15 protein-coding genes and 1 tRNA gene are annotated in these 15,257 nt (G+C 70.3%); 9 read left to right on the forward strand and 7 right to left on the reverse strand.

The genetic code is table 11. The features are described 5' to 3' along the window. Window positions 1-7: 7 nt before the first annotated feature. From ACFVTR_RS00130 to dgt, 3 genes are all read right to left on the reverse strand, one after another. Complete coding sequence (locus ACFVTR_RS00130; RefSeq protein WP_387033945.1) at window positions 8-424, reverse strand: hypothetical protein; 417 nt, start codon at window positions 422-424, stop codon at window positions 8-10. Between the two features lie 200 nt (window positions 425-624). Then, entirely contained in the window at window positions 625-2,880 is a 2,256-nt protein-coding gene (locus tag ACFVTR_RS00135) for an esterase-like activity of phytase family protein (RefSeq protein WP_387033946.1), read from the reverse strand. 105 nt (window positions 2,881-2,985) lie between these two features. Continuing rightward, window positions 2,986-4,503, reverse strand: a complete 1,518-nt coding sequence (gene dgt, locus ACFVTR_RS00140; protein ID WP_387033948.1) for a dGTP triphosphohydrolase — start codon at window positions 4,501-4,503, stop codon at window positions 2,986-2,988. Between the two features lie 155 nt (window positions 4,504-4,658). Here dgt and ACFVTR_RS00145 point away from each other — a divergent pair. From ACFVTR_RS00145 to rplA, 5 genes are all read left to right on the forward strand, one after another. Next, window positions 4,659-4,731: transfer RNA gene (locus tag ACFVTR_RS00145), tRNA-Trp, on the forward strand. Window positions 4,732-4,771: 40 nt separating this feature from the next. After that, complete coding sequence (gene secE, locus ACFVTR_RS00150) at window positions 4,772-5,047, forward strand: preprotein translocase subunit SecE (RefSeq protein WP_157425182.1); 276 nt, start codon at window positions 4,772-4,774, stop codon at window positions 5,045-5,047. Between the two features lie 59 nt (window positions 5,048-5,106). Beyond that, window positions 5,107-6,033: a transcription termination/antitermination protein NusG gene (gene nusG, locus ACFVTR_RS00155; protein WP_376941681.1), complete on the forward strand. Its 927-nt coding sequence runs from the start codon at window positions 5,107-5,109 to the stop codon at window positions 6,031-6,033. A gap of 152 nt (window positions 6,034-6,185) precedes the next feature. Beyond that, window positions 6,186-6,614, forward strand: coding sequence for a 50S ribosomal protein L11 (gene rplK / locus ACFVTR_RS00160; protein WP_157425180.1), 429 nt, complete (start codon window positions 6,186-6,188; stop codon window positions 6,612-6,614). 100 nt (window positions 6,615-6,714) lie between these two features. Next, window positions 6,715-7,404, forward strand: a complete 690-nt coding sequence (gene rplA / locus ACFVTR_RS00165) for a 50S ribosomal protein L1 (protein WP_022889256.1) — start codon at window positions 6,715-6,717, stop codon at window positions 7,402-7,404. 65 nt (window positions 7,405-7,469) lie between these two features. Here rplA and ACFVTR_RS00170 read toward each other — a convergent pair whose 3' ends face one another. The 3 genes from ACFVTR_RS00170 to ACFVTR_RS00180 all read right to left on the reverse strand — a co-directional run bounded on the left by ACFVTR_RS00170 (window position 7,470) and on the right by ACFVTR_RS00180 (window position 9,838). Beyond that, window positions 7,470-7,829 carry an SPW repeat protein gene (locus ACFVTR_RS00170; RefSeq protein WP_387033951.1) on the reverse strand — a complete coding sequence of 120 codons (360 nt, stop codon included), beginning with the start codon at window positions 7,827-7,829 and terminating at the stop codon, window positions 7,470-7,472. A 122-nt stretch (window positions 7,830-7,951) separates the two neighbouring features. Beyond that, on the reverse strand, window positions 7,952-8,221 hold the full coding sequence (locus tag ACFVTR_RS00175) for an acylphosphatase (protein WP_387033953.1): 270 nt from the start codon (window positions 8,219-8,221) through the stop codon (window positions 7,952-7,954). Between the two features lie 90 nt (window positions 8,222-8,311). After that, the gene (locus ACFVTR_RS00180; protein WP_387033955.1) at window positions 8,312-9,838 is read right to left on the reverse strand and encodes an APC family permease; all 1,527 of its coding nucleotides are present in this window, start codon (window positions 9,836-9,838) and stop codon (window positions 8,312-8,314) included. Between the two features lie 151 nt (window positions 9,839-9,989). On the opposite strand from ACFVTR_RS00180, the gene ACFVTR_RS00185 reads away from it, so the two are divergent. From ACFVTR_RS00185 to ACFVTR_RS00200, 4 genes are all read left to right on the forward strand, one after another. Then, window positions 9,990-10,358, forward strand: coding sequence for an iron chaperone (locus ACFVTR_RS00185; protein WP_387033956.1), 369 nt, complete (start codon window positions 9,990-9,992; stop codon window positions 10,356-10,358). Between the two features lie 107 nt (window positions 10,359-10,465). Next, a complete protein-coding gene (locus ACFVTR_RS00190) occupies window positions 10,466-10,783 on the forward strand; it encodes a hypothetical protein (RefSeq protein WP_387033957.1) in 318 nt (105 codons plus the stop codon). A gap of 68 nt (window positions 10,784-10,851) precedes the next feature. Further along, window positions 10,852-12,468, forward strand: coding sequence for a LuxR C-terminal-related transcriptional regulator (locus ACFVTR_RS00195; RefSeq protein ID WP_387033958.1), 1,617 nt, complete (start codon window positions 10,852-10,854; stop codon window positions 12,466-12,468). Window positions 12,469-12,544: 76 nt separating this feature from the next. Beyond that, on the forward strand, window positions 12,545-13,696 hold the full coding sequence (locus ACFVTR_RS00200) for a flavin-containing monooxygenase (RefSeq protein WP_387033960.1): 1,152 nt from the start codon (window positions 12,545-12,547) through the stop codon (window positions 13,694-13,696). Between the two features lie 68 nt (window positions 13,697-13,764). Here ACFVTR_RS00200 and ACFVTR_RS00205 read toward each other — a convergent pair whose 3' ends face one another. Next, a complete protein-coding gene (locus ACFVTR_RS00205) occupies window positions 13,765-15,129 on the reverse strand; it encodes an NAD-dependent succinate-semialdehyde dehydrogenase (protein WP_376941673.1) in 1,365 nt (454 codons plus the stop codon). Window positions 15,130-15,257 lie beyond the last annotated feature (128 nt).

Here is a 15,257-nt window from a genome sequence, read left to right on the forward strand (position 1 = left end):
CGGCGGTTCAGCCGAGGTGTTCGAGCTCCTTGCCGTGCACGGTGAGCGCGTAGATCACGAGGATGTCGAGGGTGAGCACGATGAGCGACCACCAGGGCTGCACCGGGAGCAGCGCGAGCTGACCGAGTGCGTTGACGATCACGAGGATCACCGCGATGACGCGCGCCCAGGTCGCGCCCGAGAAGAGGAAGGCGCCGACGAGGATCAGCAGTGCCCCGCTGATGACGTGCCACCAGCCCCAGCCCTGCACGTCGAACAGGAACAGGCCGCCCTTGGAGGTGAGGAAGTAGGCGCTGTCCTGCATGAACAGCGCGATGAATCCGTAGAGCAGGTCGAAGCCGCCCGCGACGATCAGCATGATGGCCGCGAATGCGCCCCAGCCGACCCACCCGGTGGGGCGTGTACCGGTCTGCGTCTCAGTCATGTGAACCACTCCCTCGTCGATTCGGGATGCGTCGGCCACGGTGAGCACGGCGCGATGGTGCTGGGCCACATGCTACTCGCGGATGGAGTACAGGGAATGGATCGGCGCGTTGATCTGGTGAAACACCGGGTCGCCCAGAAACGGAGGGCGGATGCCGCGGCACCTCGCCGCGGCATCCGCCCTCTCGTGGGACCCGTGACTCAGCCGGCGACCGTGACCGCGACGTCGGGCTGGTCGCTGAACACGCCGTCCATGCCGGCCGCGAGGTACACGGCGATCTCGCCCGCGAGATCGCCGGGCGCGATCGGGTCGGACGACGAGCGGAACTCGACCGGAAGGAACTGGTTCTCGAGGCGGAAGGTCCAGCCGTGGACCTCGAGGCCCGCCGCGTGCGCATCGGCGATCACCGGCGTCGGGGCGGTGAGGCCGCCCGCCGGAGTGCGCGGGATGAGCACCGACTTCTCGGCCCCGATGCCGTCGGCGTAGCCGGCGATCTCGGCGAGCCCCGAGGGCGTCACGAGGTCGCTGTAGCGGCGCGCGTCGCCCGCGAGGGTGAAGTCGTAGGGCCGGCCCGAGTTGCTGATGAGCTGGGCGAGGCGCACCTCGGTCATGCCGTCGAGCTCGCGGAGGTTCGACACCTCGAAGCTCTGCACGATCACCGGGGCATCGGCGTCGTCGACGCCGTTCGCCTGCAGCGCCGCGACGAGCGGCTCCTCGAGCGAGAGGCCGATCGAGTCGAAGTAGCTCGGGTGCTTGGTCTCGGGGTAGACGCCGACCTGACGGCCGTCGCAGCTGATCGAGTGGCGGGCGAGGTCGATGACCTCGTCGAGGGTCGGCACGAGGTAGAGCCCGTCGAACGCGGTGTTGGCCGGGCGCGTCTGCGGCAGCCGCTCCTTCGCACGCAGCGTGCGCAGCTCGGCGAGCGTGAAGTCCTCGGTGAACCAGCCGGTCACCTTGGCGCCGTCGATGGTCTTCGTGGCCTTGCGATCGGCGAACTCGGGGCGGGCGGCGACGTTCGTGGTGCCGCTGATCTCGTTCTCGTGGCGGGCGACGAGCACGCCGTCCTTCGTCGACACCACGTCGGGCTCGATGTAGTCGGCGCACTGCACGATGGCCTGCTCGTAGGCGGCGAGGGTGTGCTCGGGCCGGTACCCGCTCGCGCCGCGGTGGCCGATGACCGTCACCTGCTCGGGCTCGATCTTCGTGCGGTCGAGGTCGATCACGGCGAACTCGGTGTCGTCGGGCGTGCCGGGCACGCGGGCGTCGTTGCCGGGGTAGTTGTTGTCGTTGCCGATCAGCAGGCGCCCGTCCTTCAGCTGCACGATCGTCTCGAACGACTGCACGGGCAGCGAGAACACCTCGCCGGTGCCGTAGCCGTCGCCGGCGCCGATGCCGTTCGGGTTCGCGATCCGGAGCGCGTCGAGCACGAGCGTCTTCTCGAGGCGGCCGTCGGCGTCGGTGCGCGTCAGGTCGACCTGGTAGACGCGCTTCGTGACCGACTGCTCGCCCTCGAAGTCGTCGCGCTCGACGACGAGCAGCACGTTGTTCTTCACCGTGAACGCGTCGCCGATGACGTTCGCCTCCTGGTCGGTCTGGTAGCTCCAGGTGCGGCCGGTGTACGCCCCGCGCTTCGTGTCGAACTCGTGGATCTCGCGGCGCCGGAGGTCGGCGTCGTCGGCGTACGAGCCCTCGACGATCGGGTAGAGGTAGCGGCCGTTCTTCGAGGCGGCGAGCGCCTCGAAGCCGCGGCTCGCGCGCACGCGCGGGGTCTCGCCGGGCTCGAGGTACGGGTTCTGCGGCGACTTCGCGCCGTCGAGCGAGTACGGCTTCTCGAGCAGCGTGCCGTCGGCGCCGAAGTGCAGCAGGAACGGCCCGAACTCCTCGCCGACCCAGAAGCTGCCGTCCTTCGCACGCACGACCGACTCGATGTCGAAGTCGGCACCGGTGAGCAGGCGCTCCTCGGTCGCGTCGTTCACGATCGGGAAGTCGAGGATGCCGTCGCGGTCGTTGTACGAGATGAATCGCAGGGCCTCGATCGAGCCGTCGCCGCCCTCGGCGGTCTGCCAGGCCGGGCGCACGAGGTAGTTGCGCAGGAGGAAGTCGGCCGAGTTGCCCTTCGCGCCGAAGCCGTTGTCGGGCTGGGCCCAGAAGGTGCCGTCGCCGTTCTCGATCACGGCGGAGAACCCGGGGATCACCTGGCCGTCCCACGGGCCCTGGCGCCCGTTCGCGGCGGAGGCGAGCGCGCCCGAGGCGGGGCCTTCGGCGAGGAAGTCGGCCGAGAGGGTGGCGCGTGCGACGAGCGTGGGCTCGAACGCGTGCATCGGCGAGGTGGGCGTGGTCTGGCCGTTGCCGACGGCGTGGGCCGGCGCGGCGAACAGGATGGCGGCCGCCGTGGCGGTCGCGGCGGTGACGGCGATGGCGCGCGGAAGGGCGCGTCGCGTGAGGTTTCGGCTCATGCCGCGAGCCAATCGGCCGCGGCGTGCGCCACCGTGTCGGTTCGGCGACCGTTCGGCGACGACCCGGTGAACGGATGCCCCGGGCGGCGCCGTGCCCGAGTCGCGTCAGAGATTCTGGCCGATGTCCCACAGTCGGTCGGGGCGGCCGTCGATGGCCTCGGAGACCGCGAGCGCCTGGTCGTCGGAGAGTGAGGCGACGTAGTCGACCACGCCGCGCCCGACACCGAGGCGGCGCACCGCGCCCGCGTCGGGGACGGGCACGCCGTCGGGCCGGGTGGCTCGCACGAGCTCGTAGCCGGCGGTCGCGATGTCGACGAGCTCCTTCAGCCGCTGCGGCACGCGGTGCCGGTCGTAATCGTCGGTCACCCACGCCGTGAGTCCCTTGACGGCCCGCGTCAGCACCCGGCTGAGGCCGCGCTGGTACATCGCGATGTCGGCCCGGTCGAGGATGAAGTGCCGGTGCACGAACTTCAGGATCTCGACCTCGTGCCACGCGCCGCGATCGAGCGCGACGAGCCCGGTGCGCGCGACGCCCTCGGGGGCGGGAACGACGGAGGTCTGCAGGTGGCCGATCCAGCGGTTGGTGAACGAGGAGAGGGCCCGCTCCGAGGCGATCGATCCGTCGAAGGGCGTCGCGAGCAGGCCGTCGACGAGGTCGTCGGCGACGGTGTCGACCGCGGCGGCGAAGGCGTCGTCGTCGGCGACCCACGCGTCGCTCGCGCGGAGCTTGCGGCGGAGCGCCTCGAGCGCGGCCCCCGCGGGCGCGGTGCGGGAGGCGAGCTCCTCGTCGTCGAGCCCGCGCAGCTCGCTCCAGCCCTCGACCCAGCCGCGGAACTCGCGCGCCACCGCCCCGTGGCTCAGCAGCCCGGCGCGGTAGAAGTCGTCGACGTCGTGGATCGAGTAGGCGATGTCGTCGGCGGTGTCCATCACGGAGCACTCGAGCGACTGCACCATCGGCGGGAGGCCGGCCCGCGCCGCCGCGAGGTCGGCCGCGTCGAGGCCGTAGGCCGAGAACTTCGTCGCCACCGCCTCGCCGTCGACGAGCCGCATGCCACGGGGCAGCCCGCCGTCGGGGAACGGTGCGGTGGTGGCGAAGCGGGTCCACGGGTACTTCGCGATCGCCGAGCGCACCGCGGCGGTGAGGTTCAGGCCATGGGATGCCGCGGTGCTGACGTCGAGGGTCGCGATGATGCGGTAGCTCTGCGCGTTGCCCTCGAACCCGTCGTCGAGGCCGAGCGTCTCGCGGGCGAGCCGGTCGAGCACGCGCTCGCCGAGGTGCCCGAACGGCGGGTGGCCGAGATCGTGCGCGCTCGCCGCGGCCTGCACGACGACGGCGTCGCAGCCGTGCCGGGCCGCGAGCGCATGGGCCGGCGACGAGGCATCCGCGAAGCCGACCGCGATCGCGCGCGCGACCGCGGTGACCTTGATGGAGTGGGTGAGCCGGTTGTGGATGAGCGGGCCGGCGCCCGGCTGCGCGATGACCTGCGTGACGGCCGAGAGCCGCGAGAAGTAGGGCGAGAACCGGATGCGCTCGAGGTCGAGGCGGAACTGCGAGTGCTCCCCGACGACCTCGACGCTCGAGCTCGGCTCGGGGGTGCGGCGGGCGGCGCGATCGACGGTCATGAACCCAATGTAGGCGTCGGTTCGCGCGAGCCGCTCGCGTCGCATAGACTGTTCGATGTTGCTTTCCTCAGCAAAGCTTCATTGCGCCTGAAATCTCGTATTCCGGGTGCGTGAGTCGAGGCGGTGACTCCGAGGCGCCCTCGCAACAGGGCCCGAGGGCGGTGGCTCAATTGGTAGAGCAGCGGTCTCCAAAACCGCAGGTTGCAGGTTCGAGTCCTGTCCGCCCTGCGAGCCGGCAGTGATTGCCGGCCCACGAAAGGTGTACGAGGTGGCACGGAAAGTAATCGACGAACCGAGTGAGGACGTCGTCGCCAACGCGAAGCGCGACCGCGCCGCGCGTCGGAATCCCTTTTCGCGCATCGCCCTGTTCATCCGGCAGGTCATCGCTGAGCTGAAGAAGGTCGTCACCCCCACGCGGAAGGAGCTCTTCAGCTTCACGGTCGTGGTGCTGGTGTTCGTCATCATCATGATGGCGCTCGTCTGGGGCCTCGACCAGCTGTTCGGGTGGCTGGTGCTGTACGTCTTCGGAACGACCGGGGTCTGATCGAGGCCTTCGGCTCGCCAACCCGTTCGCCGTAGGCGCACGAAGAGAAGGATCGAGAATTGTCAAGGACTGAGCACGACGACGTCGATTGGGCCACGGCTGCAGAGCAGTCGGCCGAAGACGACGAGGCGCAGACGGGCAACGTCAACGAGCACGAGGAGCAGTCCTCGGAGCCGGCCGAGCACGTGGCCGTGCACGTCGTCGACGACGAGGGCAACGACGTCGACCTCGACGCCGTGCTCGACTCGCTCGCCGAGGCGAACGACCCCGAGGCCGACGCGATCGTCGACGACGCACTCGACATCGACTCCGCCGACGAGGCCGAAGCCGCACTCGAGGCGGTCGAAGAAGAGGCCGACACCGAGTTCGACCCGTACGAGGAGTTCCGCGCCGAGCTGCGCTTCCTCCCGGGCAAGTGGTACGTCATCCACTCGTACGCGGGCTTCGAGCGCCGCGTGAAGGCGAACATCGAGCAGCGACGCGAGTCGATGGCGATGGCCGACTACATCTACCAGGTCGAAGTGCCGATGGAAGACGTGGTCGAGATCAAGAACGGCCAGCGCAAGATGGTCACCCGCGTCCGCATCCCCAGCTACGTGCTCGTCCGCATGGAGCTGAACGAGGAGAGCTGGTCGGTCATCCGCCACACTCCCGGCGTCACCGGCTTCGTGGGCAACGCGCACAACCCGACCCCCCTCCGCTTCGAGGAGGCCTTCGGCATGCTGAAGAGCCTCGTCGAGATCAAGGACGTCGCGCCCGCCAAGGGCGCGAAGGCCGGCGCCGCCACCGGTGCCGCCCGCCAGATCCCCGCCGAGGTCGACTTCGAGGTCGGCGAGACGATCACCATCAAGGATGGCTCGTTCGCGGGCCTGCCCGGCACGATCAGCGAGATCAAGCCCGAGAGCGGCAAGCTCACCGTGCTCGTCTCGCTCTTCGAGCGCGAGACCCCGGTCGAGCTCAGCTTCGACCAGGTCACCAAGCTCTAACGCCGCTCAGAACCTCCACAGCCAGCCCTCCGGTATACTCGGGGGGTTGTGCTGCGTTCGGCCCGGCCGAACCACACGAACCACCGCCCTCCGGAACCGCCGGAGCGACGGGAGAGTGCCCGCCAGGGCGTTCGAACAGAAAGAGAGAAATCATGGCACCGAAGAAGAAGGTCACTGGTCTGATCAAGCTTCAGATCAACGCCGGCGCCGCCAACCCCGCACCGCCCATCGGTCCGGCCCTTGGTCAGCACGGCGTGAACATCATGGAGTTCTGCAAGGCCTACAACGCGGCGACCGAGTCGCAGCGCGGCAATGTGATCCCCGTCGAGATCACGGTCTACGAAGACCGCTCGTTCACCTTCATCCTGAAGACCCCGCCCGCCGCCGAGCTCATCAAGAAGGCCGCCGGCGTCGCCAAGGGTTCTGGCGTCCCGCACACCACCAAGGTCGGCAAGCTCACGCAGGACCAGGTCCGCGCGATCGCCGAGCAGAAGATGGCCGACCTCAACGCGAACGACCTCGACGCCGCGTCGAAGATCATCGCGGGCACCGCTCGCTCGATGGGCATCACGGTCGAATAAGGCCGCGGCGGAGATCGTCTGATCTCCGCTCCTCAGAACTCAGCATCAGTGGCAGCGCCCGCCAGGCGCAGATGACCACACTCTCTCAAGGAGAAGCAACATGGCACAGAAGTCCAAGGCCTACCGCGCCGCGGCCGAGAAGATCGAAGACGGCAAGTTCTACACCCCGAGCGAGGCCGTCGCCCTCGCGAAGGAGACCGGCTCGGCGAAGTTCGACTCGACCGTCGAGGTCGCGCTGAAGCTCGGCGTCGACCCCCGCAAGGCCGACCAGATGGTGCGCGGCACCGTCATCCTCCCGCACGGCACCGGCAAGACCGCTCGCGTCATCGTGTTCGCGACCGGCCCCGCCGCTGAGGCGGCCATCGCCGCCGGCGCCGACGAGGTCGGCGGCGCCGAGCTCATCGAGAAGGTCGCCGCGGGCTACACCGCGTTCGACTCGGCGGTCTCGACCCCCGAGCTCATGGGCCAGGTCGGCCGTCTCGGCAAGGTGCTCGGCCCCCGCGGCCTCATGCCCAACCCGAAGACCGGCACCGTGACCCCGAACGTGGGCCAGGCCGTCTCCGACATCAAGGGCGGCAAGATCGAGTTCCGCGTCGACAAGCACGCCAACGTGCACTTCGTCGTCGGCAAGGCCTCGTTCACGACCGAGCAGCTCGAAGAGAACGCGAAGGCGGCCCTCGAAGAGGTCCTCCGTCTCAAGCCGTCGAGCTCGAAGGGCCGCTACATCCAGAAGGGCGCCGTGTCGACCACGTTCGGCCCCGGCATCCCCCTGGACGTCAACGCCATCTGAGTCGACCGACTCGTCACGAAGGCCCCGCCGGTTCGCCGGCGGGGCCTTCGTCGTCGTGCGACGGTTCAGTGGGTGATCGCGTCGTGGTGGGCCTGCATGCTCGGACGGATGGCGAGCACCGCGGCGACGAGCGCGACGGCACCGCAGATCCACGACATCCAGGCGGCCCCGAAGGTCATCGCTTCGGCGTAGCCGCCGATCCAGGGCGAGACGATCAGCAGGATGCCGAGCGCGGCCTGCACGTACTCCATCGCGACGAGGCCCGGTGCGGCGAGGTTGACGAGCCCGGAGATGACGAGCAGTGCACCGAGCACGAGCATCAGGGCGACCGAGGCGCCCATCGGGGGAACGAACATGGTCGAGAGCATGGCCGCCGCACCGGCGGCGATCGCGACCCAGTCTTCCCAGCGAGTCCACTTCTTCATAGAAACCAGCCTCCTCAAGGTGGTGGCTCCCATTCGGGGGTCACTTCAACGGTACGACTGCGACGACCGGCGGTCAATGAGCGCGTGGGCCCTCCGACGCGCCCGGAACCGGGCCGGCGCGATCAGCGGGTGATGCGGAAGCCCTCGTCGTCGCGGGGGTCGAGATCGGTGACGACGAGCCCCGTGACCTGCGAGCCCGGCGGGCCCGCCTCGAGGCGGCGGAGCATCTCGTCGACCGCGGCCTCCGAGCCCTGCACCTCGGCTTCGACCGAGCCGTCGGGGAGGTTGCGCACCCACCCCGTGACGGCGAGGCGCTCGGCGTGCTTGCGGGCGAGGTAGCGGTAGCCGACGCCCTGCACGAGGCCGCTCACCAGCACGTGCCGTCGGATCATCCGCTCACCCTATCCCGTGAACGACGACGAGGGCGGGCTCGGGCTTTCGGCCCGGGCCCGCCCCGTGCGAGGTCGCGGAGCGCTCGTCGCTCAGCGAGCGGCCGGCGCGTCGACCGCGGCGGTCGCGCCCGTGCGGGTGCGGATCTCGTCGGCGACCGCGATCGCGTCGCCCGACGGGGCGTCGGACTTGCGGTCGGGGCGTGCGATCAGCAGGTACAGCAGCCCCGAGACGACGACGACGCCGAGGCCGATGAGCACGACGTAGTCGGTGAGGAACACGCCCGTGGCGCCCGGCGTCGCGAGCAGCACCATGGCGAACACGCCGTAGGCGAGCGCGAGTGCATTCACGATGAAGCCCAGGCCGCCGAGCGAGAAGGGGCCGGCCGGCTTCCAGCCCTTGAGGCGCTGGCGGAGCGCGGCGAGCACGACCATCTGGAAGGCGACGTAGATGCCGAGCACCGCGAAGGAGGTGATGGGCAGCAGCAGGCCGTCGTTGAGGAAGATGAGCACCGCGAGGAGCGCGGGCACGGTGCACGCCACGATGAGCGCGTTCGTCGGCACCTTGTTCTTCTCCGACACCTTCGCGAGCCAGCGGTGACCCGGGATCATGCCGTCGCGGGCGAAGGAGAACAGCAGGCGGCTGGCTGCGGCCTGCAGGCTCAGCACGCAGGAGATGAACGCGGTGATCGCGACCACGAGGAAGAGCTTCGCCCCGACGGGGCCGAGCGTCGACTCGAGGATGTGCGGGATCGGGTCGGTGTCGTCGCCCGCGACGATCGCGCCGAGGTCGGGCGCGGCGAGCACATAGCCGCCGAACGAGAAGAGGGCCGAGACGCCGCCGACGAGGATCGTCATCACCATCGCCTTGGGGATGCGACGGGCGGGGTTCGACACCTCCTCGGCGACGTCGCCGCAGGCCTCGAATCCGTAGAAGAGGAAGAGCCCCGCGAGGGCGGCGCCCATGAACGCGGTGAGGTAGCTGCCGTCGCCCTCGACGCCCATGGTGTCGAAGAAGACGCTGAACTCCTGCTTGCGCTGGAAGATCAGCAGGTAGAGCCCGAGCCCGATGACGCCGACGAGCTCGGCGGCGAGGCCGATCTGCGCGACCCGGGCGAGGGTCTTCGTGCCCGAGAAGTTGAAGAAGAACGCGAGCAGGAGCAGCGAGAGGGTGATCGCGAGGTTCACCGTCGGGGTGAGCTCGAGGTCGAAGAGGCTCCCGACGAAGACCGACCCGAACTCGGCCACCGCGGTGATCGTGACGATCATCGCCCAGATGTAGACCCAGGCGGCCATCCACGCGTAGCGACGGCCCCAGAGGCGTCGCGCCCACGGGTAGATGCCGCCGTGGATCGGGTACTGCGAGACGACCTCCCCGAACACGAGCGAGACGAGGAGCTGACCGGCGCCGACGATGACGATCCACCAGATCGACGGCGGGCCGCCGACCGCGAGCGCGGTGGCGAAGAGCGAGTACACGCCGACGAGGGGGGAGAGGTAGGTGAAGCCGAGGGCGAAGTTCGCCCAGAGGCTCATCGAGCGGTTGAAGGAGCCCTCGTAACCGAGGACCTTCAGGTGTTCGTCGTCGCCGAGCTGGTTCGGCGTGGGTTCTGCTGGCATGATGCCCTCTCGATCGACATTGATCTCGCGCCCACCCCACCCCGCGGGCGCACGGTACGGGTCAGCATAGCCATACATGCGGCGCTAAAGCTATAGCACCAGATGATTAATTTCGGATGCCGCGCAGCGGGCCTCATGGCAGGATGCCCGCATGGGAACCGTCACCGACTACCTCGCCGAACGCGAGGGCGAGAACCAGGTCGCACTCGAGCACGTCATGGCGATCGCCCGCGAGCTCTCGCCCGACGCCGTCGAGGGCGAGAGCTACGGCATGCCGGCCCTGCTGCACCGCGGCAAGGGCCTTGCGGCGGCGCTCGAGGCGAGGCAGCACCTCGGCCTCTACCCGTTCAGCGGGCGGATCCTGCCGGGGCTCGCGGCCGAGCTCGACGCGGCCGGTCTGAAGTGGTCGCCGGGGGCGCTGCAGTTCACGGCGGAGCATCCGGTGCCCGACGCGCTGCTGCGCCGCATCTTCAGCGAGCGCATCGCGGAGATCGACGCCCAGCTCGAGAAGAAGCGCTGACCCTCGCCCGCCGGTCGGCCGGCATGGGGGAAATCATGCAGCCGAGACGGGCGGGCTCCGGGGTTCGGCCGATGCAGCGCGGGCGAGCGGGCGGCTACCTTCGCCGCATGGACCTCGTGATGCTCGCCGGAACGGCCTCGGCCGTCGTCTTCGCCGTCAGCAATCTGCCGATGCTGCGGAAGGCGCTGCGCACCGGGGACGTCTCGTCGTACAGCCTCGCGAGCGTGGTGATGATCAACATCGCCAACCTCGTCTACTCGATCTACGTCTTCAGTCTTCCGATCGGGCCGGTGTGGATGCTGCACTCCTTCTACCTCGTCTCGTGCGCGACCCTCCTCGTGCTGTGCCTCCGGTCGGTGCGCGGTCGGGGCGACGACCGGCGAGCGGGCCGCGACGCGTTGCCGGCAGAACCGGTGCGGGGCTAGCCTGAGGGCGGACGCTGCCGGAGCCGGCTGCCCGCGCCGACGAGCGCGGCGCCCGGGCTGGAGGCGTCATGGGCGGAGCCGCACTCGACGTGGGCCGAGCCGCGTATCGCGAGAATCGCTGGAACGAGGCGGTCGCCGAACTCGAGTTGGCCGAGCGCGAGGCCGTCACCACGCCGCTCGATCTCGAGAACCTCGCAACGGCGGCGTTCCTCGTCGGGCGCGCCGCCGACGGGCTCGACTGGCTCGCCCGGGCGCACGAGGCGTTCCTCGCCGACGGCGACGACGTCGCGGCGATCCGCTGCGCCGCGTGGCTCGGGATGATGCTGTCGAACATCGGCGACCATGCTCGGAGCAGCGGGTGGTTCGCACGTGCCGAGCGGCTCGTCGACGACGCCGAGGAGCCCGACGCCGATCACGGCTTCCTGCGAGTGCCGCGCGGCCTGCAGGCCCTGTACTCCGGCGACGCCGAGGGCGCCGAGCAGATCTTCCGCGAGGCCGAACGGTGTGCGCGGCAGGCGGGCGACGCCGACATCGCCGCGCTCGCCGGCCTCGGGCTCGGCCAGTCGCGGATCATGCTCGGCGACCTCGGCGCCGGCATGAAGCTGCTCGACGAGGTCATGGTCGCGGTCACGACGGGCGAGCTGTCGCCGGAGGCGTCCGGCATCGCGTACTGCGCGCTGCTGCAGTCGTGCCGCTTGGCGTTCGACCTCCGGCGTGCGCAGGAGTGGACCCGCGCGCTCGATCGGTGGTGCGCCGAACGCCCCGACCTGATCGTCTTCACCGGGCAGTGCCATGCGCACCGCGCGGCGCTCTTCCTGGCGCACGGCGCGTGGGCCGAGGCCGAGGCCGCAGCTGCCGAGGCCAGGCAGCGCTCGGCGCGCGGCGACCACGACGGCGTCTACGCCTCCGCCTACCTGGAGGGCGAGGTGCACCGGTTGCGGGGTGAGGACGCCGCCGCCGAGGCGGCGTACGAGTCGGCGGCGCGAACGGGCTTCGAGCCGCAGCCGGGGCTGGCGCTGCTCCGGCTGGCCCAAGGCGAGGCGTCGACGGCGCAGCGGATGATCCTCGCCGCAGTCGATCGACTCGACCCCTCGGAGCGCCGGGCGCTCCTGCCCGCCATCGTCGAGATCCAGCTGGGCGCGGGCGAGGTCGCGGGTGCTCGCGACGCGGCCGACGAACTCGTCGCGTTCAGCCGCCGCGAGTCGACGCCCATGGTCGCCGCGCTCGCCGACTCTGCCGAGTCGGCGGTGCTGCTCGCCGAGGGCGACGTCGCCGGGGCCCTGGCCGCCTCGCGCAGGGCCTGGGCGAAGTGGAGGGAGCTCGAGGTGCCCTTCGACGCGGCGCGCTGCCGGGTGCTCGCCGCTCGGTGCTACCGGGCATCGGGTGACGAGGCGTCCGCCGTCATGGAGCTGGACGCCGCGCGGGCGATCCTCGACGAGCTGGGCGCCGCACCCGTGTTCGCGGCCGTCGAGTCGCTCACGAAGACGCCGGGCGGGCTCTCGCCGCGGGAGGTGGAGGTGCTGCGCCTCGTGGCGGCCGGGCACTCCAACCGGGAGATCGGTGCAGAGCTCTACCTGAGCGAGAAGACCGTCGAGCGCCACCTCAGCAACATCTTCGGCAAGCTCGGTCTCGCGTCGCGGTCGGCCGCGACCGCGTACGCGTTCCGACACGGCCTGGCCGAGTGAGGGCGCGCGGCGGCTGCGGGGTGCATGGGGGATTTCGCCGATGCGATGCCCGCCGGCGCCTCGTACCGTGCCGAGCATGGACCACGCACAGCACGCTTCGGATGGATCCGGCCACGAGTTCGACACCGTCGTCGTCGGTGGCGGGCAGGCCGGGCTCACCATCGGATTCCATCTCGTACGACGCCTGCACCGGGACATCCTGATCCTCGATGCCCACGCCCGCGTCGGTGACGCCTGGCGGCGTCGCTGGGACTCGCTCCGGCTCTTCACCCCCGCGAAGTACGACGGCCTGCCCGGGATGCCCTTCCCCGGCGACCCCCTCGCGTTTCCGACGAAGGACGAGATGGCCGACTACCTCGAGGCGTACGCCGCCCGATTCGAGCTGCCCGTGCTGACGGGCATCCGGGTCGATCGGGTCGGCAGGGTCGACGGTCGATTCGTGGTCGAGGCCGGGGAGCGGAGCTGGATCGCGCGCAACGTCGTGATCGCCGCGGGCGGCCACCAGGTTCCGCGGGTGCCGGCGTTCGCCGACCAGCTCGATGCGTCGGTGCAGCAGTTGCACTCGGAGGACTACCGGAACCCCTCGGAGCTTCGCGCGGGGCCGGTGCTCGTCGTCGGGCTCGGCAACTCGGGGGCGGAGATCGCGCTGGAGGTGAGCCGAAGCCACGCCACCACCCTGGCCGGCACGCCGGGCGGGCAGCTCCCGTTCCGCCACGGTCGCACGCTCGCCCGGTTCGGCCTGCCGCTCATCAGATTCGCCGGGGTGCATGTGCTCAACGGCGGGAACCCGATCGGGCGACGGGTGCTGCCGAAGGCAGCGAAGAGCGCGACCCCGCTCATCCGGACCCGCCTCGCCGAGCTCGAGGCCGCGGGGGTCGCGCGCGCCGGCCGGGTCACCGGGGTCGAGCGCGGCATGCCGGTCGTCGACGGGCGCGCACTCGACGTCGCCGACGTCATCTGGTGCACCGGGTATCGAGACGATCTGAGCTGGATCGACCTGCCCGTGTTCGACGAGGACGGCCGGCTGCAGCAGACCCGCGGCGTGGTCCGCGGCGGCGGCACGGGACTCTACGTCGTGGGGCTCGACCTCATGTACGCGATCGTGTCGGCGACGCTGCCCGGGATGCCGCGCGACGCCGCATATCTCGCACGGCGAATGCGGCGGGTCGATGTACCCGAAACAGCGGGGGTCGCGAGGTCGACGAGCGGCGTCGGGGTATGGGGATGACCGGGCGCTGCCCGCAACGACGGATGCCCCGGGGCGAACCCCGGGGCATCCGATCGCGAAGCGGGTGATCAGCCGATGCGGATCATCTTCTTGTTGACGAACTCGTCGGCGCCGAAGCGGCCGAGCTCGCGGCCCGAGCCCGAGCGCTTGACGCCGCCGAAGGGCAGTTCGGCGCCGTCGGCGCCGACCACGTTCACGAAGACCATGCCGGCCTCGATGCGGTCGGCGACGCGGAGCGCCTGCTCCGAGTCGGTCGTGAAGACGTACGAGCCGAGGCCGAACGGGGTGTCGTTCGCGAGCTCGATCGCCGCGGTCTCGTCGGCGACCTTGAAGACCTGCGCGACCGGGCCGAAGAACTCCTCGTGGAACGCGTCGGAGCCGGGCTGCACGTCGGTGAGGATCGTCGCCGAGTAGTAGTTGCCGTTCTTCTTGCCGCCCGAGTGCAGCGTCGCGCCCTGCGCGACCGCGCGCTCGACCTGCTCGGCGAGGCCCTCGGCGGCCTTCGCCGACGAGAGCGGGCCGAGTGCCGTGCCGTCGGCGGCGGGGTCGCCCTCCTCGACCGCGTTCATCGCGGCCGTGAACTTCTCGAGGAAGGGCTCGTAGAGGTCTTCCACGACGATGAAGCGCTTCGCCGCGTTGCAGGCCTGGCCGTTGTTGTCGACGCGGGCGAAGGTCGCCGCCTCGACGGTCGCGTCGAGGTCGTCGGTCGAGAGCAGGATGAAGGGGTCGGAGCCGCCGAGCTCGAGCACGACCTTCTTGAGGTGGCGACCGGCGATCTCGGCGACGATCGCGCCGGCGCGCTCGGAGCCGGTCAGCGAGACGCCCTGCACGCGGCGGTCGGCGATCACGGTCTCGATCTGCTCGTGCGAGGCGTAGAGGTTGACGTAGGCGCCCTCGGGGAAGCCGGCGTCGAGGAAGATGCGCTCGATCGCGGCCGCCGACTCGGGGCACTGCTCGGCGTGCTTCAGCAGGATCGTGTTGCCGATGATGAGGTTCGGTCCGGCGAAGCGGGCGACCTGGTAGTACGGGAAGTTCCACGGCATGATGCCGAGCAGCACGCCGAGCGACGAACGGCGGATGAGCGCCGAGCCCTCGCCGGCGAGCAGGTCGATCTGCTCGTCCTTCAGGAGCGCCTCGGCGTGGTCGGCGTAGTACTCGTAGATCGCGGCCGAGAACTCGACCTCGCCGACGGCCTGCTCGCGGGGCTTGCCCATCTCGCGGACGATGATGTCGGCGAGCTCGTCGACGCGCTCGTTGTGGAGTTCGGCGACGCGGCGGATGAGCGCGGCGCGCTCGGCGACGGTCGACTGCTTCGACCAGCCGCGGTGCGCCTCGTCGGCCGAGGCGATCGCTGCCTGGAGTGCCTCATCGGTGATGGTGTCGAAGCTCTTGACGACCTCGCCGGTGGCGGGGTTGGTCACGGCATAGGGCATGGGGATTCTCCTTCTCGGGGCACGCACGCCAGTCGGCCGGGGCCTGTCGGAGGGGGTCGTCTGCCGCGGTGCATACGCTCGTCCGTCAAAGATATAACAACGGATGATTCTTCTCGACCCGTGCTCAG

The organism is Agromyces sp. NPDC058126 (assembly GCF_042884595.1).
GTDB lineage: Bacteria > Actinomycetota > Actinomycetes > Actinomycetales > Microbacteriaceae > Agromyces.